The organism is Rhizobium freirei PRF 81 (assembly GCF_000359745.1).
GTDB classification, from domain to species: domain Bacteria; phylum Pseudomonadota; class Alphaproteobacteria; order Rhizobiales; family Rhizobiaceae; genus Rhizobium; species Rhizobium freirei.
Genome location: NZ_AQHN01000084.1, coordinates 258,375 through 280,610, shown reverse-complemented (window position 1 = coordinate 280,610; position 22,236 = coordinate 258,375). Strand labels below are relative to the sequence as shown.

Genomic DNA, 22,236 nt, shown 5'->3' with positions numbered 1-22,236 from the left:
ATCGAGGGCATTCCATCATCATTCGTCGACGGGCGCGTTCATGGCCCAGGTGACGCCGAAGGGATCGCGCATCTGGCCCCAGCGATCGCCCCAGAACATCACCTGCGGCTCGACCATGACTTCCAGCCCCGCGTCGACGGCGCGCTTCCACCATGTATCGAAGTCTTGGACCACCAGCTGCATCACGAAGGACTGCGGCTTCTCCAATGCGTGGCCATATTCGGGATAGGCATCTCCAAGCATGACCGAGCTGCCATTGATGTAGAGATGGATGTGCATCGTCCGGCCCTTTTCATCGACCGGAAACATAAGGGCCTCCTCCGCGCCAAAGGCACGCTTGTAGAATTCAGCCGCCTTCACGGCGCCGTCCACGGTCAGATAGGGCACTAACCCGCCGCGAACCGGCACGCGTGGCTGAGGGGATTGCTTCTGTTCTGCTGCATCAGTCATGTTCGTCTCCTTGCCAACGGGCTTGTCCATCCCACCCTTGCGATGAGCTACCCCAAGGACGTTGGCATAGACGACATTCCGACAGGCAGATCTTTTTTTATTATTTTTCGAAGGCGAGAAGCCGTCTGCAATCTGGAGGCCATATATGCAGACATTTACAGATTGAGGGGCACGCGCCAGCTTTCGTATCGGTCAAGCCGCGAGCGGCACTGCGACCTTTCGCTCCGATATTGTCGGCCACTCGGCTTGACAGCTTTTGTTGACCAACAATATGTCTTCGAGCAGCGGAGGATAGGTGGTGGTGGGGATCGCTGACATTGAGGAGAAGCGCTCAGCGATCGGTCATCGACTAGGCAGCGAGGTCGTGGCGGATGCGCCAGTGCCATCTACGGGCCGGCCTATATTTCATTGCGCCAAAGGCTGTTTGAGGCATCCATTTCATCACGGACACATGACATGAAAAGACAGATGCTCGACACCGGCTGGACCATCTCGCGCCTTCGCGGCCCCTCGACCGCGCCGACCCTGCCCAATACCATCCCCGCGGCAGTCCCCGGTAATGTGCATCTCGACCTGATGGCGGCGCAGCTGATCACCGATCCCTATCTCGATGTCAACGAGATATCGCAGGATTGGATTGGCCGCTCGGCTTGGCGCTATCGCCTCGCCTTCGACTGGGATGGCGAAGACGCCGAGCGCATCGATCTCTCATGCCTCGGTCTCGATACGGCGGCACGCCTGGAGCTGAACGGAACGGCGCTCGGCGAAACCCGCAACATGCACCGCAGCTATCGCTTCGATATCGGCGACCACCTCAAAAGCGGCCGCAACGAACTGATCGTCGACTTCCAATCGGCCTACGAGCACGGGGAAGATGTGCGCAAGCAGCTTGGCAGCGCCGCCGATATCCCTCAAAACTATCCCGGCCCGAGCAACCTCATCCGCAAGATGGCCTGCAATTTCGGCTGGGACTGGGGTCCGACCGTCGTCACCTCGGGGATCTGGAAGCCGATTGCCATCGAGAGCTGGTCGAAGGCTCGCCTCGGCAGCATCCGCCCGGAAATCACGCTGCAGGGCAGCCAGGGCGTTGCGCGCCTGCATGTCGAGATCGAATGGGCGGAAAAGGGCACGGATAGCGCCGCACTCGTCCTGTCCGTCGGCGGCAAGCGCGCGGAAGTTCGCGTGGCGCAAGGCGAGACCCATGCGCTGATCGAATGCCGCATCGACAATCCCCGGGTCTGGTGGCCGCATGGGATGGGCGGTCAGCCGCTTTACGATCTCGACCTGCAGCTGCTCGGCTCGGACGGCGCGACGCTTGACCACTGGAAGCGGCGCGTCGGCTTCCGTTCCGTACGGCTGGATACGACACCGGATGAGATCGGCTCCGCCTTCACGCTCGTCGTCAATGACGTGCCGGTCTTTGCCCGCGGCGCCAACTGGATCCCCGATGATTGCTTCCTGCCGCGCGTGACCCGCGAGCGCTATCGCGAGAGGATCACCCAGGCCCGCGATGCCAACATGAATATGCTGCGGGTCTGGGGCGGCGGCATTTACGAGACCGATACCTTCTACGAGGAATGCGATGCTGCCGGCATCATGGTCTGGCAGGACTTTCTGTTTGCCTGCGCCACCTATCCCGAAGAGGAGCCTGTTTACAGCGAGATCGAGGCGGAAGCGCGCGAGGCGATCACACGGCTCATGCCCTACGCCTCGTTGGTCATCTGGAACGGCAATAACGAAAATATCTGGGGCTATTTCGACTGGGGCTGGCAGGATGTGCTCGGCAATCGCCCCTGGGGCGCCGGCTACTATCTCGATCTCCTGCCGAAGCTGGTCGCGGAAATCGATCCGACGCGTCCCTATTGGGCGGGCAGCCCCTATTCCGGCTCCATGGAAATCGCGCCGAACGCAGACGAGCATGGCTGCAAGCACATCTGGGATGTCTGGAACGAGGTGGGCTACGAGACCTACCGCAACTATATCCCGCGCTTCTGCTCCGAATTCGGCTGGCAGGCGCCACCGACCTTTGCGACGCTTGCCCAATCCGTTCGCGAGAAAGACCGCGCGCCGGCCTCGCCGGGCGTACTGCATCATCAAAAGGCAACCACCGGCAACGACAAGCTGCTGATGGGGTTGGAAGACTGGTTCCCGCATCCCCAAAATTTCGATGACTGGCTTTTCGTCACCCAGCTCAACCAGGCGCGCGCTATCAGCTACGGCATCGACCATATGCGCTCGCATCGGCCAACCTGCATGGGCACCATCGTCTGGCAGATCAACGACTGCTGGCCTGTCACCTCCTGGGCAGCGGTCGATGGCGCCGGCAGGAAGAAGCCGCTCTGGTATGCCTTGAAGCATAGCTACGCTCCCCATCTCCTGACCATCCAGCCGCGCGGTGATGGCCTGGCTGCGGTTGCCGTCAACGACGCAACCCTGTTCTGGCGCGTGCCCTTCACGGCCGAGCGCTTCGACTTCAACGGCACGTTGCTTGCCCGTCACCACGTCTGGCGGATCCTCTGCGATCGCTTCGAAAATACCGATATCGATATCCCGAGCGATGTTGCGACGCCCGGTGATCCCAGCCGGGAATTCCTGCGCGCCCGCCTCGGCGACGCCGAAGCCTGGTGGTTCTTCGAGAAAGATATGAAGCTGCAGTATCCGAAGCCCCGCTTCGACATTGAGAGCGCTGATACGCCGGACGGGATCACTGTCACCGTCACCGCACAGTCGCTTTTGCGCGATGTCTGCCTGTTCGTCGATCGCATCAGCCCGAATGCCGAAGTCGACGACATGCTGATCAATCTCGCCCCCGGCGAAAGCAGGAGGTTCAAGGTGAAAGGCATCTCCAGGGAAGCTTTCGACGACGCCGATCTGTCGACCGTCCTTCGCACGGCCAATCAGGTCGCCGAGCCTCAGCATCACTGAACTTGAAGCACGCTTTGCTCGAGATATCCGGCGCATCGCGCCGGATCGCGGTATGCTTGCATGTAAATCGTCACGAAAGATTGCGCCGGTGAATGGCGAATTGCCTCCTATGATCGTACGTCGCCTTGTGATCTAGTGCACCTCATCCGATCCATGAATCAGCGAGACACCGCCTATGTCCTCCGACGCCAATCGCAGCTTTCAAACGCCCCGTCGCGAAGAACTCGGTCTTATCACGCTTGGCAACAGTGCCGGTCTTTCCGCTTCGGCTTTGCCGAACGGTACGCTGTTCTCCTTGGATTTCGCCGACCAGCAGGGCGGGATCATGATCAATCAGGTGCTCGGTTCGCCTGTCTACGGCGGCATCGGCCGGCTCTACCTGCGCATCGCCGGCGCGCAGCCGGCAACGGCTGAAATCGTCGGTCCGAAGGCTGCGGTGCAGTTCGGCCATGGTAGCAGCGGCTTTTCCTGGAGCGGCGAGACGGCCGGCGTAAGGCACACCGTCAGCCTGCGGCTGCATCCGGGCCAGACCGCATGGTTCTGGCACGTCTCGCTGGAAAACGGCACCAATGCGACGCTTTCGGCCGATCTGGTCCTCGTTCAGGATGTCGGCCTCGGCGACCGCGGCTTCCTGATGAACAGCGAAGCCTATGCCTCGCAATATATCGATCATCACATTGGCAATCATGCCGCCTTCGGCCCTGTCATCATGAACCGGCAGAACCTCAAGCAAGGTGGCGGACGAAATCCGTGGCTCGCACAGGGCTGCCTCGAAGGGACTGCGGCTTACGCGACAGACGCAATTCAGCTCCTTGTGCCCTCCAAGGGCAATGACGGCGTCATGGTGCCGGACTTCGGCACCAGCCTGGCAAGCACGCGCCGCCAGCACGAAGTCGCCTGCCCTGCAATCCAGTCGAAGCCGCTTGCGCTCGCGGCGGGCGCATCGGGCACGACAACCTTCTTCGGCCTCTTCATCGCCGATCATCCGGCCGCCTCCAGCGATGCCGATCTTGCTTATCTCGACAGCTTGCCGAAGCTTCAGGGCGAATTGGCAACCGACGCGATTGCCGCAGCGCAGCCGGCGCGCAGCCTCGTGCAGGACGCGCCCCTTGCCGAGAGCGATAGCCTCGATCAGGCGGCCATCGATGCACTCTACCCCAAGCGCATGCTGGAAGAGCATGCCGACGGAAAGCTGATCTCCTTCTTCGTCCCGGACGGGTCGCATAACCGGCATGTCGTACTGCGCGAAAAAGAGCGTCTGGCGGCTCGCCGTCACGGCGCCATCGTCCGCAGCGGCCAGAATATGCTGCTCGACGACCAGACGCTTGCCGCCACCTGCTGGATGCAGGGCATTTTTGCCGCGCAGCTGACTATCGGCAACACCTCCTTCCACAAGCTGTTCTCGGTTTCCCGCGATCCGTACAACCTGACGCGATCGAGCGGCCTGCGCATCCTCGTCGATCTCGGGGACGGCTGGCGCCTGCTCGGCGTACCCGCCGCTTTTGAAATGGGCTTGAGCGATACGCGCTGGATCTACCGGCTGTCCGGCCGAGCCATCACCGTGTCGGCCATTGCTGCGGGCGACGACCCGGCCATGCAGTGGAGCGTATCGGTCGAAGGCGCCGCCTGCCGCTTCCTCGTGTTCGGCCATATCGTGCTCGGCGAACGTGATTATGAAGCCGTTGCCAATATCGCGGTCGATACGACGGCCAAGCGCATTTCCTTCCGCCCGCAGCCATCCTGGCTCTGGGATCGCTATCCGAAGGCTGGCTATCACCTAGTGACCTCGACACCGGATGCTTTCGAGGCAGTCGGCGGTGATGAGCTGCTCTATAGCGATGGCGCAACCCGCAATGGCCCGTTCGTCGCGCTGAAATCGCACCAGACCCAGGAATTGCGCTTTGCCGTCACGGGATCGATGACCGATCCGGAAGCTGCGGAAGCGCTCGCTATCCGCTACAGTGCCGGTGTCGAAAGCGAAGAGATGCTGGCGCCCGCGCATCGCTTCTGGAGCCATGTGACGCGAGGCGCGCGCATCGAAGGCGATGGCCGCGATGTGGCGGCACAGGCCGTCATGCTGCCCTGGATCGCACATGATGCGATCGTGCACTTGAGCGTGCCGCATGGGCTGGAGCAATATACGGGTGCGGCCTGGGGAACGCGCGACGTCTGCCAGGGACCGATCGAGTTCCTGCTCGCCTATGAGCATGATGAAGAGGCCCGGCAGATCCTCAGCACGCTCTTTTCCGAGCAGTATCGGGACCGCGGCGACTGGCCGCAATGGTTCATGCTGGAGCCCTACGCCAATATCCGCGCCGGCGAAGCGCATGGCGATATCGTCGTCTGGCCGCTAAAGGCGCTCTGCGATTACATCGAGGCGACCGGCGACATCGCTTTCCTTGCCGAAACAGTGCCATGGCGCGCCGACGACAGCATGCAGCTCACTTCAGAGCGCGCAACGATCTCCGATCATATCGAAAAGCTGCTGGACACCGTACGCAGCCGCTTCGTGCCCGGCACGAGCCTGATCCGCTACGGCGAAGGCGACTGGAACGACAGCCTGCAGCCGGCCGATCCGCATTTGCGTGACTGGATGGTGAGCAGCTGGACGGTATCCCTGCTTTACGAACAGCTGGTGCGCTACGCCAACATCTTGACCCTTGCCAGCCGCAATGAGGAGGCGCAGTCGCTTCAAGCGACCGCCGTCGCCATGCGCGCTGATTTCAACCGGCTGCTGATGCGCGACGGCATCGTCGCCGGCTACGGCGTCTTCGATCCGAGTCATGACGGCGTCGAACTGCTGCTGCATCCCGAAGATACGAGGACGGGCCTGCATTATTCGCTGATCGCGATGACCCAGCCGATGATCGGCGGCCTGTTCACGTCCGATCAGCGCCACGCGCACATGAAGATCATTCGCGAGAACCTGCTGTTTCCGGACGGCGTGCGGCTGATGGAGAAGCCGGCCACCTATTCCGGCGGGCGGGAAAAGCTGTTCCGTCGTGCCGAATCCTCGTCCTTCTTCGGTCGCGAGATCGGGCTGATGTATGTGCATGCGCATCTGCGCTACTGCGAAGCGCTGGCGCTCGACGACGATGCGGAGGCGGTATGGGCGGCCCTTGCGCTTGCCAATCCGATTGCCGTCAGCGGACGCGTGGAACATGCGTCGCTGCGCCAGCGCAACACTTATTTCAGCAGCAGCGACGCGGCCTTCGACGACCGCTATCAGGCTTCGTCGGAATGGGCACGCGTCAAGGCGGGCGATATCGCCGTCGATGGTGGCTGGCGCATTTATTCCAGCGGTCCCGGCCTCTATACCAAGAGCCTGATCGGCAACATCTTCGGCTTCAAGCGGCAGTTCGGCCAGCGTATCCGCAAGCCGCTCCTGCCAGCCTCGATCGGCGCTTGCGACGTCGAGCTGGATTTCAAGGCCTGAGCCAATCGTGAATGGAAAGGGGGCCGCACTATCGGCCTCTTTTCATTCGCTCGCTATAATCGGCTGCACAGCAAAACCGACTTCTCACCTCTATCGACCTTCTGGTTAACCGAATCGGCTAAACCTCATCCGGATGTGCAAAGCCCGGAGGCGGATTTGGAAACGGCGCTCTATCTCCCGATCAAGTCATTTCTCGAAGCCGCCGGCTACGCGGTAAAGGGCGAGATCGGCGGCTGCGATCTCGTCGGGCTGAGCGATGGCGAACCGCCCATCGTCGTCATCTGCGAGTTGAAGATGAGTTTCAATCTTGAGCTGATCCTGCAGGCCGTGGATCGGGCGGCGGCGAGCGACGAGGTCTGGATCGCCGCCCGCGTCTCGGCAAAGGGCAAAGGGCGGGAGAGTGATCGCCGCTTCCGCGATCTTTGCCGAAAGCTAGGCTTCGGCATGCTGACGGTATCGGACAGCGATGTCGTCGATATCATCGTCAGCCCAGTCGCCCCGATGCCGCGCAAGAATGCGCGGCGCAGATCACGCCTTGTTGAAGAGCATCGCCGGCGCAAGGGCGATCCAGCCCTCGGCGGCAGCACGCGCAAGCCGATCATGACGGCCTATCGGCAACAGGCGCTAGTCTGCGCAGCTGCGATCGAAAATGGTGCGCAGCGGCCCAAGGACATGCGCGAAGCTGCACCGAAGGCCCCGCAAATTCTGAGGGATAATGTCTATGGCTGGTTCGAGCGCGTCGATCGCGGCATTTACGCGCTGACGGCGCTTGGAGTGGAGGCGCTCAAGAGATGGCCGGCGCCGCAAAGCTAAATATGGAAAAATTCCGGCTACCGAAAATTAAATTTATGTAATATCTTAAATTTTTGCAATAAAAACATGATCAATATTTAATTTGTAAAAGTCGATTGGCGGATCATATTGTTCATCAGCGCCAGTTCGGTTTTATACTTCACTTCCCTGGAGTAAAGGCGGGAAACCAAGGTTCCCCGAACGAATTGACGCGGCCCCATTCGACGCCTGTCCCGGACATGGACAAGACGCCAATTCGCCAACAATCTCGCAAGGGACTTTTGCCATGTCATCTCTTCTCCGCAAACATCGTACCGCCGCCATCGTCGGAGCCGCCATCATCGCCGGCGCTGGCGCATTGCCTTTCGCCTTCAGCACTTCCGCCACCGTTGCCGCCGCAGCCGAACCTGCCAGCATCATCGCGCCCGGTGGCTCTTTCGCGCCCATCGTCGATGCCGACAAGCCCGCTGTCGTGACCGTCACGACGACCATGAAGGCGACCGACACGAGCGCCGACAGCAATTCGCCGATGGACGAGCAATTCCGCCAATTCTTCGAAAATCAGGGCATCCCCTTCCCGAAGCAGGCGCCACATCAGCGGCAGAACCAGCGTGCCATGGCGCTCGGCTCGGGCTTCATCATCAGCCCCGACGGCATCATCGTCACCAACAACCACGTCATCCAGAACGCGGTTGACATCAAGGTCACGCTCGATGACGGCACCGAGCTGCCGGCCAAGCTGCTGGGCGCCGATGCTAAGTCGGACCTTGCCGTCCTGAAGATCAAGGCGCCGAAGCCTCTGGCGACCATTGCCTGGGGCGATTCCGACAGACTGAAGCTCGGCGACCAGATCCTGGCGATCGGCAATCCCTTCGGTATCGGCACGACCGTCACCGCCGGCATCGTTTCGGCTCGCGGCCGCGACCTGCATAGCGGCCCCTATGACGACTTCATCCAGATCGACGCCCCCATCAACCACGGTAATTCCGGCGGCCCGCTGGTCGACCGCGAAGGCAACGTCGTCGGCATCAACACGGCCATCTACTCGCCGAATGGCGGCAGCGTCGGCGTCGGCTTTGCCATTCCTTCCGACGAAGCCAAGGCGATCGTTGCCAAACTGGAAAAGAGCGGTTCGATCGATCACGGCTATCTCGGCGTCGCGATCCAACCGGTGACATCCGACGTCGCGAACGCCATGGGCCTGTCGAAGACGGAGGGCGCGCTGGTCGCCAATGTCACCGACGACACGCCGGCTGCCCGTGCCGGCATCAAGAGCGGCGATATCGTTACCGCTATCGGCAATGAAACCGTCAAGACGCCGAAGGACCTGTCGCGGCTCGTGGCCGATCTCTCTCCCGGCGACAAGCGCTCGGTCACGCTATGGCGCGACGGCAAGAGCGTGGATGTCAGCGTCACCATCGGCGGCAATGACGACGGCAAGCAGGCTGCCAACGACAATGGCGATGGCAAGATCCAGCCGTCCAGCCAGCCGAGCATCGGTGTCGGCCTTGCCAATCTCACGCCCGATGTCCGCCAGCAGTTGAACCTGCCGCGTGGCGTCGAGGGCGCCGTCGTTGCGAGCGTCAACCCGGACAAGCCAGCAGCTACGGCCGGTATCCAGACCGGCGACATCATCGTCTCGGTCAACGATCAGCCGGTGCGCAACGCTCATGAGGTTCAGACCGCCGTCGCCAAGGCCGGCAAGGATGGCCGCAAATCCGTCCTGCTGCTGATCGAGCGCGACGGCGCCAAGACCTTCGTTGCCGTGCCGTTCTCGGCCGCCTGACATTGAAGCTCATAAGAGCCAAAGCCCCGCTTCCGGTTTCGGAAGCGGGGTTTTTCGTGTCGCGACTTCAAGAAATGGCGCCCGCACCTTGCGCCCTGGCAGAGGCCACCCGGCCCTTGACTGCCTCGGCGCGCTCGGGAAACGAAACGCTGGCGGGTTGCTTGACAATCGCGGCCATCCTCCACAGAAGACTCCGCATTGGCTTTGACATGAAGCGGTTTTTGTCCAAACTCCGCCGTGGTGATGATACAAAGATTTCCGCGGGCGGGCGGGAACGGCCTGATGGCGGACTTATTTGCCTGCCAGAGAAACCAACCATGAGGGGTTCGGCCCCAGACATAGGACTAAGCGGCGGCAGGAGCTGGAGTGACTGATCCATACGATATTCTCGGCGTTGCGCGCGATGCGGGCGAAGAGCAGATCAAAGCGGCTTATCGCAAGCGTGCAAAGGCCGCGCATCCGGATTCTGGCGGCGACACCGATGCCTTCTCGCGCTTGCAGAAGGCCTACGAGCTGCTTCTCGACCCCGTGCGCCGGAAAGTCTTTGACGATACCGGCTATGACGTGGAGTTGACGGACGCTGTCGACCTGCAGGCGCTGGTTGCCATCGAAAAGCTTATCACCGAAATGGTCCTCGACGAGCGCGAACCCGGCACATTCGATCCTGTTGCCAAGATGCGGGCTGCCTTGCTCGAGGAAATCCGCAAGGCGCATTTCAGCAAGAGCGAGCTGGAGCGTCACTCCAATCGTATAGGCCTTCATCTCGACCGTCTTGGAAAGCGCCCTGGCAAGGATGTTGTCGGCCATATGCTGCGCGCGCGCATCAAAGCGATTGCCACCGCGATCAGCGAAACGGAAGCAAAAATCGGTGCCAGCGAGCGTGCCTGCGACATGCTCGACGGCTACCTCTATGTCATGGACGAGCCCGGCGACGAGGCCGAGCCTGCGCCCGACATCGAATGGGATGATGCGCCCAAGGTTCGCTCCGCTGCCCAGTGAAGATGCGGTGAGCATTCGCATCTATCTCGATCGCGAAATCTTTTTGGCAACGTAATGTTGCAATGCAACAACCGTCCCTAGACAAATCGAAGAGCTGGCCTAGATCAAGCCTCCAGAACGCCGTCTCCCAATCCATGGAAGGATGAAGAAGCGGCAATTGGCCGATGCGGCAAAGCTGGCGTCGGTTTGGGATCTAGAAGGCGAGGTATGCGATTGCTGGCTTCCGAAGCAGATGATATCGTCTTTGAACATCTGAGTGAAAACCGATCGCGGGCAGCCCTGAGAGGCGCATTCTGGTCGGCGCTGGACACGCTGATCCCGACAGCGCTCAACAGCCTCGTCTTCGTCGTCACGTCACGGTTTCTTTTGCCGCAGGATTTCGGCCTCGTCGCGCTCGCCTTTGCCATCGTCAGCTTCACCGCCGGCTTTGGCCCTACCGCCTTCGGCGAGGCGCTGATTCAGCAGAAGTCGATCCGGCGCAGCCATCTCGATACCGTCTTCTGGCTCTCCTTCTTCTCGGCCGCCATTCTCTACGCCGCGCTGTTTGTGTTGTCTCCGACCGTTGCCCACTGGGTCGGCCATGACGAGATCGTCAGCCTTCTGACGATCATCGGATTGAAGATCTTCTTCGACATGATGATCATCGTTCCCAATGCCTTGATCGGCAGGACGATGTCCTTTCATCTGGCGGCCGTGCGCACCGCGATCGCCACCTTCGTCTCGGCAATCATCTGCCTGTCGCTGATCCTTGCCGGCTTCGGCCTGTGGGCGCTCGCGATCGCACAGATCGCCGCGCCCGCCGCAGCGTGCATCGCAGCCTTCTGGGGCGCGAAATGGCTGCCGGGCGTCCGCATCAAGCTCTCGAGCCTGAAAGAGCTGCTGCATTACGGCATTTTCGCCTCCGGCAACCGCTTCCTGCAGACCATGAACCTCGATCAGCTGATCATTGGCACGCTGGTGAGCCCGGCTGCCCTCGGTATCTATAATTTTGCCCGGCGGCTCTACGAGATGCTCAACAATGTGGTCGCCGGCGGCCTGACCTCGGTGAGCCACGTTCTGCTGTCATCGCTGCAGCACGATCAGAACAAGGTCCGAGAAGCCTTCCTCATGGCGACCTTCGGCTGCTCGCTGGTATCATTTCCCGCCTTCATGGGGCTTGCGGCCGTCGCCGACGACGCCATTCCGCTGATCTTCGGCGCGCACTGGACGGCGGCCATCTGGCCGGTTCGCTTCTTCTGCGTGATCGGCCTCATGGGCGGCATCGGCGTGATCCAGGCATCCTTGATCACCAGCCAGGGAAAATCCAATTGGTGGTTCTACTACCAGCTCGTGCGCAACATCGTCACCATTCTGACCGTGCTTGTTCTCTACCCATATGGCGTCTCGACCATCGTCTTTGCGCTGATGCTCGAAGTGCTGATGCTGTGGCCGGCGACGCTGTGGATGGTCTCGCGTTTGATCGGGCTGAGCATCCCCGAATATTTCGGCCAGTTCCTGAGGCCGATCGCCGCCTATCTCGGCATGCTGGTCGCCGTCCTGGCAACGTCGTCGGCCTTGAGCGACTGGTCTGTGGCCGCGCGCCTCATCTGTGAGATCCTGGTTGGCGGCATCACCTATTCGGCCCTGATCTTTCTTCTGTGCAGAGAGAGAATCCTCTTCCTGGTGCGCACGACCCTGCAGAGCCGTCGCGCAAGAACCCAATAACTGCCGTTGGCGACGCCGGAGCGAAGCAAGTCATGGATCCGCAACACCTCTTTAGTTCCCGTAATAGCCGTACCTCCTGTCAAAAGGGCGCGTCATGACACTGGTTACCTTCATCATCCCCGTTCGCCACCAGGCCAATTCCAATGACTGGCCTTCGCTGAAAAGCCGGCTATCCCAAACGATCGCCTCCATTTCCGGGCAATCCAACGGCGACTGGCGCGGCGTGATCGTCGCCAATGAAGGTGCCGACCTGCCGGACCTGCCGCCGAAATTCTCCGTCGAGCGGGTCACATTTCCACCAAACCAGCTGCACGACATCAACGGCGCCGACCGCGAAAAGGTCTATGACGCCTTCCGTCTGGACAAGGGGCGGCGGGTGCTGAGTGGCATGCTTTCCGCCCGCGACACCCGGTTCTTCATGATCGTCGACGACGACGATTTCGTCAGCGCCAATATCGTCGAGTTTGCGGCGAGGAACAGTGACGCCAATGGCTGGAAGATCGACCGCGGCTATCTCTGGAACGAGGGCGGCCGGCTGCTGCTGCATCACAATGATTTCGCCAATTTCTGCGGCACGTCGCTGATCATCCGCTCCGACCTCTACGGGTTGCCGGCAACGTTCGAGGACGCCGATGTCGACTACATCAAGTCGATGCTCGGCAGCCATGTGCGCATCGGCAAGATACTCGCGGATGCCGGTCATCCGCTCGGGTCGCTCCCCTTCCGCGGCGCCATCTACCGGGTCGGGCATGCCGGCGCGCATAGCAAATCCTCCAACCTCATCCGGACACATTTTTTGAATGCATCGGTGCTGCGCCGCCCCCGCCAGCTCCTGTCCAATCTCTCCCGTGTCCGCCCGTTGGATCAAAGCCTGCGACGGGAATTCTTCGGTGCCCGCACGGTCGGATAGAACACAGACGGCGCTGTTACAAAACAAGGTCTCAACCCATGCCGGCTGACAATGCAAGACATAGATATGCCGCCCTGGATGCGATGCGCGGCCTCGCGGCATTCGCCGTCGTCGTCTACCACCTCGACAGGCCCTATGCGCCGTCGGCCTATATCGCCGTCGATTTCTTCTTCGTGCTGAGCGGCTTCGTGATCGCCAGGGCTTATGGCGAAAAGCTCGCCGGCGGCATGACCGTAGTGGCCTTCATGAAAGCGCGCTATGCGCGCCTCTATCCGCTCTTCCTGATCGGCAGCGTCTTCGGCCTCGTGCAATTGCTGCTGCATTGGCAGGCAGCCGGTGTCGGACGGGCGGATCTTGGGGCGAGCATTTTGTCGACCGTCTTCATGCTGCCGTCGCCGAGCTTTCTGACCCGATCGGCCGGCGATATCTGGCCGCTCTATCCACTGAACGGGCCGGCCTGGTCGCTGTTTTGGGAGCTGCTGGCCAATCTTGTATTCGCGCTCGTGCTGTTCAGGCTGAAAACGCGAAGCCTCATCCTCATCGCCGCCGCATCCCTGGCAATGCTGATCGGCTCGGTTTTCGTTCACAAATCGCTCGATCTCGGCTGGGAATGGCGCTCGGTCGATGGCGGCCTTGCCCGCGTCTTCTTCTCCTTCACCCTTGGCATGATCATCTACCGCCTTCGAAACGTCAACACGCTCGGCCGGACGGTGACCAGCTATGCCGCCCTGCTGCCCATCGCTGCGATCTGCATCCTGCTATTTCTGCCCACCTACTCGCTGAAATATGCGCTGGTGTTCTGCATCCTGATCTCGCCGCTCGTCGTCCTTGCCGGCACGATGCTCGAATTGCCGGCCAGGCTGCAGCGGCTCGGCATTTTTCTCGGCTATCTCTCCTACCCGATCTATATGTGCCATCGCGGCTTTACCGAGATCTACGGGCACCTGATGCGCGATGTGCAACTGCCGCATCCCGTCTATATCGCGATCTATCTCGTTGCGATTTCCATCATCGCTCTCATCTCGGCAAAGCTCGCGACCGTCCTGGTCAAATATGCCTCACCCGGGAAGGAGGCGCCTAAAGGTGCGGGCGCGGCGTCGAGCCGATAGCACCGTCGCTCAGGTATGAACTGCGGCCAGTGCGATTGCGTCCGCAACCTCTTTGCGCCGTTCCGAGAGATTGGCCGTCGCGACGCGCAAATGGCTGCTGGGCAGGATCGAAAACTTGGCGCCGGGATGCACGGCAATACCCCGCGCCGCCAGCGTTACCATTGCGAAAGGCTCTGACGATACGGGTATCCACGCACATAGTCCGCCCCCATGTCGCGCTTCCACGCCACGCTCGCCGAGAGCGTCGATCAGGCCGGCCCGGCGCTCCAGGTAGATCTGCCGGGCACGATCGAGACATGCCGCCGTTGCCTCATCCCGCAGCAACCAGGCAACGGCCGCCTGCAGAATTCGGCTCGTCCAGCCGGAACTGAAGCTGCGATAGGACTGGATCTGGTCGACGATCGCGCGCGAACTCGACAATACCGCCAGCCGCAGATCCGGCCCATGCGTCTTCGAGTAAGAGAGGATATGGATGACGCGATCGGGATAGAGATGTCCCATCGAATGGCGGGGCGCCGTCGAAATATCGGCGATACCATCATCCTCCACGATCAATGTGTCTTTGTCGCGAAGGATCGCGGCGATCGCTGCCATGCGCGCCGCACTCACGCTCTGGCCGGTGACGGAATGGATGCGCGGCTGGAAGATGAAAGCGACCGGGCGGTATTTCAGCGCCTCTTCCAGCGAAGGCGGCAGCGGCCCCTCCTCGTCGCATTTGACCGGAATGATGCGTGCACCACGATCCTCGAGAATATCGAGAAGGCGCATGCCTGTGGGGTCTTCGATCGCCACGGTGGCGCCGGGCATGACCAGAGCGTTGATCAGGGTATAGACGGCATTGTAGCCGCCATTGGTCGCCAGGAACGCCTCCGGCTCGTAGGGCCAGGTTTTCCTGACCTGCTCTTCCAGTTCCGGGAGGATACGGCTGCGCTCATAGCTGTTGAGATTTTCGGCCGACGCGCCATACGCCATCGCCGCCTCCAGCTTCGGCAGCAGCCGGATGTCGGGAACTGCGGCCGTCAGGTTCAGGGCGTCGTGGCCATAGTCACCGACGCTCGCAAGCCGCGCCGGCTTGGCAACGAAGCGATCGCCGCTGACCCAAGTGCCGTTTCGGCCGCGTCCGCTGATGATCTTCTGACGCCTGAGCTCGCTCCATGCTTCGGATAGAGTGGCCGGGCTTATGCCGAGCGCGAATGCGAGATCGCGGATCGGCGGCAACTTCGTACCAACGGGCAGTGCGCCGGCGCGAATAAGCGCGCTCGTCTCCAATGCGATGCCGCGGATTGTCCGATCGTTCAATTTTTCGGCAAACCACGCCGCGTCTCGATTTCCGCTCATTCCTGCGCCATTTTTAATGTTCAATAACGTAATAACATTTGATCGGCTCATATTGAACATTTACTCACTTGGAAAACAAGTTTTTCCGCGAGTGAATTTCATGCCCCTTACTCTCCGCCTTGCCCTCCGCGACTGGGACTACATAACGCCTCTGGTCCTCGGCGACGTCTCCTCCCCGAAACTCGACCTCAAGGTCGATCGAGTCGGCACGCTGGTCTCGCATGTCGGCAAGAGCGACGCCTATGACGCAGCCGAAACCTCGTTCAGTCGCTACACGCAAATGCGCATCGACGGCGACGAGAGCGTGGTCGGCATTCCGAACTTCATCATGCGCGGGTTCCGCCACCGCTGCGTCATCACCACGAAGGACAGCCCGATCACGAGCTTCGCTCAGCTTTCCGGCAAGCGTATCGGCGTCACCGGCTGGCGCGATTCCGGCAATACCTGGACACGCGCCGCCCTTCGCCGCGAAGGTGTCGGCGTCGAAGATGCCATGTGGTATGCGGGCCGCCTGACCGAAGCCCATCCGATCACCGATCGCCTCGACGGCTTCGGCCGACCTGGCCGGATCGAAGCAGCCCCCGGCGAAAGGCCGATGGTGGACCTGCTGAAGGAAGGCCAGCTCGACGCGATCTTCACGCCGTTCATGCCGGACGGCTATTTCGCCGGCAATTCCGGCTTCCGCCAGCTGCTGCCGGATTTCCGTGCCGCCGAACATCGCTATTTTGCCGATGTGGGCTATGTGCCGGGTATGCACCTGATCGGATTTAAGGCTGACATCGTCGCCGAGCATCCCTGGGTCATCGCCGAGCTGAGTGCGTTGATCGATGAATCGCAGCGCGTCTGGCTGAGCAAGCGGCGCAAATATGCCGACACCACGCCCTTCATGCTCGACGAGCTGTTGAAATCGGCAGTCGAGCTGCCCGAGGGTTGGGATGCGAGCGGCTTTGCTGCCAACCGCAAGATGATCGCCGACTTCGCTGGGGAATTGCACGTGCAGGGTATCCTGCCGCGCCTGATGACGCCGGAGGAACTTTTTCCGTTCGACGTCGACGGCAGCCACACGAGTGCAGCCTGATCATCGACTGAACATCAGAGACACAAAGCAAAAGGGGAATGAACATGTCGCTGAAGAAAATGACCTACGTCGCCGTGGCAAGCCTGATGATGTCGGGCACCGCCTTCGCTGAGGATGCCAGCCTGCCGAAACTCTCGGTCAACAAGGACCTGCAGGCCAAGCTGCCGGAAGCGATCCGCACATCGGGCAAGATGATTTCGGTCAACAACGGCTCGTTCCCTCCCTATGAAATCGTCACCGGCACCAAGCTGACCGGCGCCAGCGCCGATCTGACCGACGCGATCGGCCAAGTGCTCGGCGTGAAGATCGAGCATGAGAGCGTCAGCGGCCTGCCGGCCATCCTCGCCGGCATCAATTCCGGCCGCTATCAGTTCGCCTTCGGCCCGATCGGCGATTTCAAGAGCCGCGAAGAAGCGAATGACTTCGTCGACTGGGTGCAGGAATTCGTCGTCTTCGCGGTCCAGAAAGGCAATCCGAAGGGCATCACCTCGCTCGATACAGCCTGCGGCCAGCGCATCGCCGTCATGGCCGGCGGCTCGGCCGAAAAGGTCATTCAGGTGCAGGCCGAGAAATGCAAGGCCGATGGCAAGGGCGCGATCGAGGTACAGTCCTTCACCGACCAGCCGAGCTCGATCCTCGCCGTCCGCTCCAAACGCTCCGACGCCTTCTTCTCCTCGCAGGCTCCGCTCACCTATTTCGTGTCGCAGGCAAACGGCCAGCTGGAACTGACCGGCGTCGGCCAGAAGAACGGTTTCGAGGATCTCTATCAGGGCGCGGTCGTGCCCAAAGGCTCGCCGCTCGGTCCGGTCCTGAAGGATGTCGTCAAGGTTCTTATGGACAACGGCACCTATGCCGCCATCATGAAGAAATGGGGCCTTGAGAACAACATGATCAAGGAACCGGGTATCAATCTTGGCGGGACATTGCCGAAATGAGCACGAATGCCGGAAACATCGCATCGCCATCCGGCGATGCGTCGGAACGGGATGTGGCGAACGCCCATACGCCGTTCCCGAAGGGCCGTGTCGCGGCCTGGGTCGTGACACTCTTGATCGCGGCCTACTGCGCCTGGTCGATCGCCCATAACCAAAACTTCGGCTGGCATGTCGTCGCCCAGTATTTCTTCGATCCCGTCGTCATCGACGGCCTCTATGTCTCGCTTGGCCTGACCGTCGTCGCCATGGCCTTCGGCATCGTGCTCGGCCTGCTGCTTGCGATCGCCCGGCTGTCGAAGGATACGCTGGCAAGCTCGCTTGCCTCGCTCTACATCTGGTTCTTCCGCGGCACGCCGCTGCTCGTGCAGCTGATCTTCTGGTACAATCTTTCGACGCTTTTCCCCAGGCTGTCGATCGGCATTCCCTTCGGCCCGACCTTTGTCAGCTGGGATACCAATTCGGTCATCAGCCCGATGACGGCAGCGATCGCCGGCCTGGCGCTCAACGAAGCCGCCTATATGGCCGAAATCATCCGCGGCGGCCTGCTTTCTGTCGACAGGGGCCAGTTCGAGACCGCCGAGGCCTTCGGCATGACGCGCATCCGCGCACTGCGCCGCATCATCATCCCGCAGGCCATGCGCTCGATCGTGCCCCCGACAGGCAACCAGCTGATCAGCATGATCAAGGCCACTTCGCTGGTCAGCGTCATCGCCATGGCCGATCTGCTCTATTCCGTGCAATCGATCTACAACCGCACCTTCGAAGTCATCCCGATGCTGCTCGTCGCCGTCATCTGGTATCTGCTGATCACCTCGGTGCTGAACATCGGCCAGAGCTATATCGAGCGCCATTATAGTCGCGCCGACCGGCGCTCCGGCGCGGCGAAGCCCGCAAAGGACAGCACGCCGGCGCTCGTGCCGGCACAGGAGGCGGGACAATGAACGCCCCCATCAACATGCCGCCGCTCGTGCAGGCACGCAACGTCCACAAGTCCTTCGAGAGCCTCGAAGTCCTGAAAGGCATCGACCTCGATGTCGCCCCGGGCGAAGTGGTCGTCATCCTAGGCCCTTCCGGTTCTGGCAAGTCCACCTTCCTGCGCTGCATCAACCATCTGGAATCGATCAATCGCGGCTCGATCGAAGTCGACGGCGAGCAGATCGGCTACCGGCTGAACAAGGGGCGGCTGGTCAGACTGTCCAACCATGCGATTGCACTGCAGCGGCGCAAGATCGGCATGGTATTCCAGCAGTTCAATCTCTATCCTCATATGACGGCACTGCAGAATGTCATCGAGGCGCCGATCGGCATCCATGGCGAAAGCCGCAGGCAGGCGACCGAGAACGCCATGGCACTGCTCGACCGCGTCGGGCTGTCGGCCAAAGCGGACAATTATCCGCGGCAGCTCTCCGGCGGCCAGCAACAGCGCGTGGCGATTGCGAGAGCCCTGGCGATCAAGCCGAAGCTGATGCTGTTCGACGAGCCGACCTCCGCGCTCGACCCGGAGCTGGTCGGCGAGGTGCTCGCCACCATGCGCGACCTCGCCAAACAGGGCCTGACGATGATCGTCGTCACCCATGAGATCGGCTTTGCCCGCGAAGCGGCCGACCGCGTCGTCTTCATGGACGGCGGCAAAGTCGTTGAACAGGGCAAGCCGGAGGACGTGATCGGCAATCCGCAGCACCCCCGCACCCGAAGCTTCCTGTCGCGCTTCATCTAGCGCGGCAGCACCATCATCAGTGAGGCCTCCCGCACTATGCGGATGGCGGCTCAAGCGAACCATTGGAATAGCCATGACCCTCGACAACGATTTCGCCCGCCTCTCGGATTTCGAACCGATGAAAGCCGAATTGACCGGCATCCGCCAGCATCTGCACGCCAATCCCGAGCTCTCCTTCGAAGAGGCGGAAACCGCGCGTTTCGTCGCCGAAAAACTGGAAGCCTGGGGTTATGAGGTGACGCGCAATGTCGGCGGCCATGGCGTCGTCGCGCGACTGACGGCTGGAGCCGGCAAGAAGAGCGTCGCCATCCGTGCCGACATGGACGCGCTGCCGATCCTCGAGCAGACCGGCCGTCCCTACGCCAGCAAAACAGCTGGAAAGATGCATGCCTGCGGCCATGACGGCCACACGACGATGCTTTTGGGGGCTGCCGAATATCTCGCCCGCACCCGCCGATTCAACGGCACCGTGAACCTGATCTTCCAGCCCGCCGAGGAGGCCGGAGTGATCAGCGGCGCCCAGGCCATGATCAAGGACGGCCTGTTCGAACGCTTTCCCTTCGACGCGATTTTCGGGCTGCATAATCATCCTGGCGCTCCGGAGGGCAGCTGGCTGATGCGCTCAGGCCCGATGATGGCCTCTGCCGATACGGCCGAAATCACCATCACGGGCAAGGGCGGCCACGCCTCCCGCCCGCATCTGACCATCGACCCCATCCTCGTCGCCTGCAATCTCGTGGTCAGCCTGCAGTCCGTCGTCTCCCGCAGCATCGATCCCACGCAGACGGCTGTCGTCACCGTCGGCTCCATCCATGCCGGCGAAGCTTCGAACGTCATCCCCGAAAGCGCGAGGATGCTGCTCAGCATCCGCTCCTTCGATCCCAAAATCCGCGAACTTCTTGAAGCAAGAATCCGCAAGCTCACGCAATCGGTGGCCGAAGGCTATGGCGCAAGCGCGGAGATCGACTACACGCACGGCTATCCGGTCGTCGTCAATTCGGAGAAGGAAACCGAATTTGCACGCTTGGTGGTGGAAGAGCTCGTCGGTGCCGACAAGGTCACAACGTGCAGCCTCATCCCCGGTAGCGAAGACTTCGCCTACTTCCTGGAGCAGAAGCCGGGCAGCTTCCTGCGCCTCGGCAATGGCGTCAACTCGCCGGTTCTGCACAGCGCAAAGTATGATTTCGCCGATGAAAGTCTGACGGCCGGCGCTGCCATGTGGGCACGCCTGACCGAGCGTTATCTCGACGCCTAGAGCCATTCCGACAAAGTGCCGAGCGGCTTTGCGTCCGGACTTGTGTAAAAATAACGCATTTGAGCGGTTCAGCGATTCCATGAAGAGCTGAGCCGCTCTGAGACATCGACATCCCGTGCCAGCCCAAACCGCCACAGCTGAGCGACAGCCCTGACCGATGATCAGGGCTGATCCGAATTTCACTGCGATGTATTGGGGAAAAGTCAGGTGCCGAGTGCCGTTGGAAGCCCCGGCTCTCAGAAAGCGGTGTGAGCCGGTCTCTGGAAACCCGTTACTTATTCAAGGACCCGAAATTATCGGTCGTGACAGGTGCGGTGTTTTCTCGGGTCTGCGTCCGCAGCCCGGTCTTCAGCTGCGAATCCTGAGCCTGCATCAGCCGCCATTCGCCTTCCAGGCGATCAATCACATACGTAGGAATCTCATTTCGTACGTTTTCGAACTCTTGCATCACGACCTCCATTGTCATGCGATAGTGGGATGACATGGAAGAGTTTCTTTGTAAATCAAGGTATTAAAAAATTTAAACGATTAAAATCACTTTAATCGTTTGAAACCTCTGCGCTTGTGGAAAAGAAAATGTCTTCCTTCGGATTTTCTCCCGCGCCACGTCGGCGAAGGCAGCTATTTCGAGGCGCAATCATTGATCTCTCGGCGATAAGTCATCGTCAGGACCACCTTCCGCCAACGGCTGGGTTAAACCGCCAAGATCGAAATCCTGCGCGCGCCAGATCGAATCATGCTGCTCGCGCATCGTCTCGGCCGATTGGCGGACGACCTCCGAAATCCGCATGAGCTGCTTGGCCAGCGGGCTCGTCCTGCGCCAGATCATGCCGATCGTCCGTGAAGGCTGCGGGCTCTGGAAGCGCACCGCCGACACCGAAGCCGAACGCGTCTCCACGGCAACGGCCATCTCCGGGATCAGGGTGACGCCAATGCCGGCGCTGACCATTTGCACCAATGTCGATAGCGAGCTGCCGTCCATAAGCTCGCGCGGCAGCGCCGACTGTATGTTGCAGAAGGACAGGGCCTGATCGCGAAAACAATGCCCCTCCTCGAGCAGCAGCAGGCGCATCTCGCGCAGCGCCTCACGATTGGGCACCGGTTTGCCCTCGTCCTCGCTTGGCCGCACCAGCACGAAGTTCTCGGCAAAAAGCGCCACCTCCGTCAGAGACGGCTCGGATACCGGCAGAGCGACGATGGCCGTGTCGAGCCGGCCTTCGGCCAGCTCCTCGACCAGCTTCGATGTCAGCGTCTCCCGCACATGAATATCCAGACCGTCATACATGCTGGTGAGATTGCCGATGATCGTCGGCAGCAGATAGGGCGCGACCGTCGGAATGATGCCGATTCTCAGGCGGCCGACCGGCTGGGTGCGGGAAGCGCGCGCAAGATCTCCCAGCTCGTCCACAGACCGCAAAATCTCGCGGACGCGCTCGGCGAACGCCTCGCCGAAATTGGTGAGCCGGACCTGCCGGGCGCCTCTTTCGAAGAGGTCGGTGCCGAGCTGCTCCTCCAGCTCCTTGATCTGCATCGAGAGGGCAGGCTGAGAAATGGCGCAAACATCGGCCGCACGTCCGAAATGACCATGCTTTGCCAGGGCCTCGAAATAGCGCAGCTGCTTCAGAGTAAGATTTATCATAACCTCACCTTATCGCACCAATCAGGAAATCCAACTTAAATTAATCGAATAGCTTGGCTACAGTGCTTTCAGCAGCGGCGAGATGCCGTCGTATCGTCATACGTAGCTCACATTGCGAGCATTGACTGAGAGAATTCATCGATGCCTGGACTTCATATCTGTC

Annotated in this window: 17 protein-coding genes; 13 read left to right on the top strand and 4 right to left on the bottom strand. The window is 61.0% G+C overall.

Features of this window, described 5'->3' with window-relative positions:
• Nucleotides 1-18: 18 nt before the first annotated feature.
• Nucleotides 19-450: a VOC family protein gene (locus tag RHSP_RS24710; protein ID WP_004124873.1), complete on the bottom strand. Its 432-nt coding sequence runs from the start codon at nt 448-450 to the stop codon at nt 19-21.
• A gap of 456 nt (nt 451-906) precedes the next feature.
• On the opposite strand from RHSP_RS24710, the gene RHSP_RS24705 reads away from it, so the two are divergent.
• From RHSP_RS24705 to RHSP_RS24665, 8 genes are all read left to right on the top strand, one after another.
• Nucleotides 907-3,375: a glycoside hydrolase family 2 protein gene (locus RHSP_RS24705; protein WP_004124870.1), complete on the top strand. Its 2,469-nt coding sequence runs from the start codon at nt 907-909 to the stop codon at nt 3,373-3,375.
• Nucleotides 3,376-3,550: 175 nt separating this feature from the next.
• Complete coding sequence (locus tag RHSP_RS24700) at nt 3,551-6,811, top strand: GH36-type glycosyl hydrolase domain-containing protein (RefSeq protein ID WP_004124867.1); 3,261 nt, start codon at nt 3,551-3,553, stop codon at nt 6,809-6,811.
• A gap of 156 nt (nt 6,812-6,967) precedes the next feature.
• Nucleotides 6,968-7,624, top strand: coding sequence for a DUF2161 domain-containing phosphodiesterase (locus RHSP_RS24695; RefSeq protein ID WP_004124865.1), 657 nt, complete (start codon nt 6,968-6,970; stop codon nt 7,622-7,624).
• A 265-nt stretch (nt 7,625-7,889) separates the two neighbouring features.
• A complete protein-coding gene (locus RHSP_RS24685) occupies nt 7,890-9,389 on the top strand; it encodes a DegQ family serine endoprotease (RefSeq protein ID WP_004124863.1) in 1,500 nt (499 codons plus the stop codon).
• A 366-nt stretch (nt 9,390-9,755) separates the two neighbouring features.
• Nucleotides 9,756-10,388, top strand: a complete 633-nt coding sequence (locus RHSP_RS24680) for a J domain-containing protein (protein ID WP_004124861.1) — start codon at nt 9,756-9,758, stop codon at nt 10,386-10,388.
• Between the two features lie 207 nt (nt 10,389-10,595).
• Nucleotides 10,596-12,092, top strand: a complete 1,497-nt coding sequence (locus tag RHSP_RS24675) for a lipopolysaccharide biosynthesis protein (protein ID WP_004124859.1) — start codon at nt 10,596-10,598, stop codon at nt 12,090-12,092.
• A gap of 94 nt (nt 12,093-12,186) precedes the next feature.
• Nucleotides 12,187-13,002, top strand: coding sequence for a hypothetical protein (locus RHSP_RS24670; RefSeq protein ID WP_004124856.1), 816 nt, complete (start codon nt 12,187-12,189; stop codon nt 13,000-13,002).
• A gap of 38 nt (nt 13,003-13,040) precedes the next feature.
• On the top strand, nt 13,041-14,111 hold the full coding sequence (locus RHSP_RS24665; protein WP_004124852.1) for an acyltransferase family protein: 1,071 nt from the start codon (nt 13,041-13,043) through the stop codon (nt 14,109-14,111).
• Nucleotides 14,112-14,120: 9 nt separating this feature from the next.
• Here RHSP_RS24665 and RHSP_RS24660 read toward each other — a convergent pair whose 3' ends face one another.
• Nucleotides 14,121-15,449 (bottom strand): aminotransferase-like domain-containing protein, encoded by a 1,329-nt coding sequence (locus RHSP_RS24660; protein ID WP_004124850.1) that lies wholly within the window; start codon nt 15,447-15,449, stop codon nt 14,121-14,123.
• Between the two features lie 100 nt (nt 15,450-15,549).
• On the opposite strand from RHSP_RS24660, the gene RHSP_RS24655 reads away from it, so the two are divergent.
• From RHSP_RS24655 to RHSP_RS24635, 5 genes are all read left to right on the top strand, one after another.
• Nucleotides 15,550-16,527, top strand: coding sequence for an ABC transporter substrate-binding protein (locus tag RHSP_RS24655; protein ID WP_037154284.1), 978 nt, complete (start codon nt 15,550-15,552; stop codon nt 16,525-16,527).
• A gap of 44 nt (nt 16,528-16,571) precedes the next feature.
• Nucleotides 16,572-17,462: an ABC transporter substrate-binding protein gene (locus RHSP_RS24650; RefSeq protein WP_004124846.1), complete on the top strand. Its 891-nt coding sequence runs from the start codon at nt 16,572-16,574 to the stop codon at nt 17,460-17,462.
• On the top strand, nt 17,459-18,403 hold the full coding sequence (locus RHSP_RS24645) for an amino acid ABC transporter permease (RefSeq protein ID WP_004124844.1): 945 nt from the start codon (nt 17,459-17,461) through the stop codon (nt 18,401-18,403). Before RHSP_RS24650 ends, RHSP_RS24645 begins: the two co-directional genes overlap by 4 nt.
• Complete coding sequence (locus tag RHSP_RS24640; RefSeq protein WP_004124841.1) at nt 18,400-19,179, top strand: amino acid ABC transporter ATP-binding protein; 780 nt, start codon at nt 18,400-18,402, stop codon at nt 19,177-19,179. The genes RHSP_RS24645 and RHSP_RS24640 overlap by 4 nt, the downstream gene beginning before the upstream one ends.
• A gap of 73 nt (nt 19,180-19,252) precedes the next feature.
• Nucleotides 19,253-20,434, top strand: coding sequence for a M20 aminoacylase family protein (locus tag RHSP_RS24635; protein ID WP_037154281.1), 1,182 nt, complete (start codon nt 19,253-19,255; stop codon nt 20,432-20,434).
• Between the two features lie 271 nt (nt 20,435-20,705).
• On the opposite strand, the gene RHSP_RS35200 is transcribed toward RHSP_RS24635, so the two are convergent.
• Both RHSP_RS35200 and RHSP_RS24630 read right to left on the bottom strand, forming a co-directional pair.
• Nucleotides 20,706-20,882 (bottom strand): hypothetical protein, encoded by a 177-nt coding sequence (locus RHSP_RS35200; protein ID WP_167332672.1) that lies wholly within the window; start codon nt 20,880-20,882, stop codon nt 20,706-20,708.
• Nucleotides 20,883-21,071: 189 nt separating this feature from the next.
• Nucleotides 21,072-22,073, bottom strand: a complete 1,002-nt coding sequence (locus RHSP_RS24630; RefSeq protein ID WP_004124834.1) for a hydrogen peroxide-inducible genes activator — start codon at nt 22,071-22,073, stop codon at nt 21,072-21,074.
• Between the last annotated feature and the right edge of the window lie 163 nt (nt 22,074-22,236).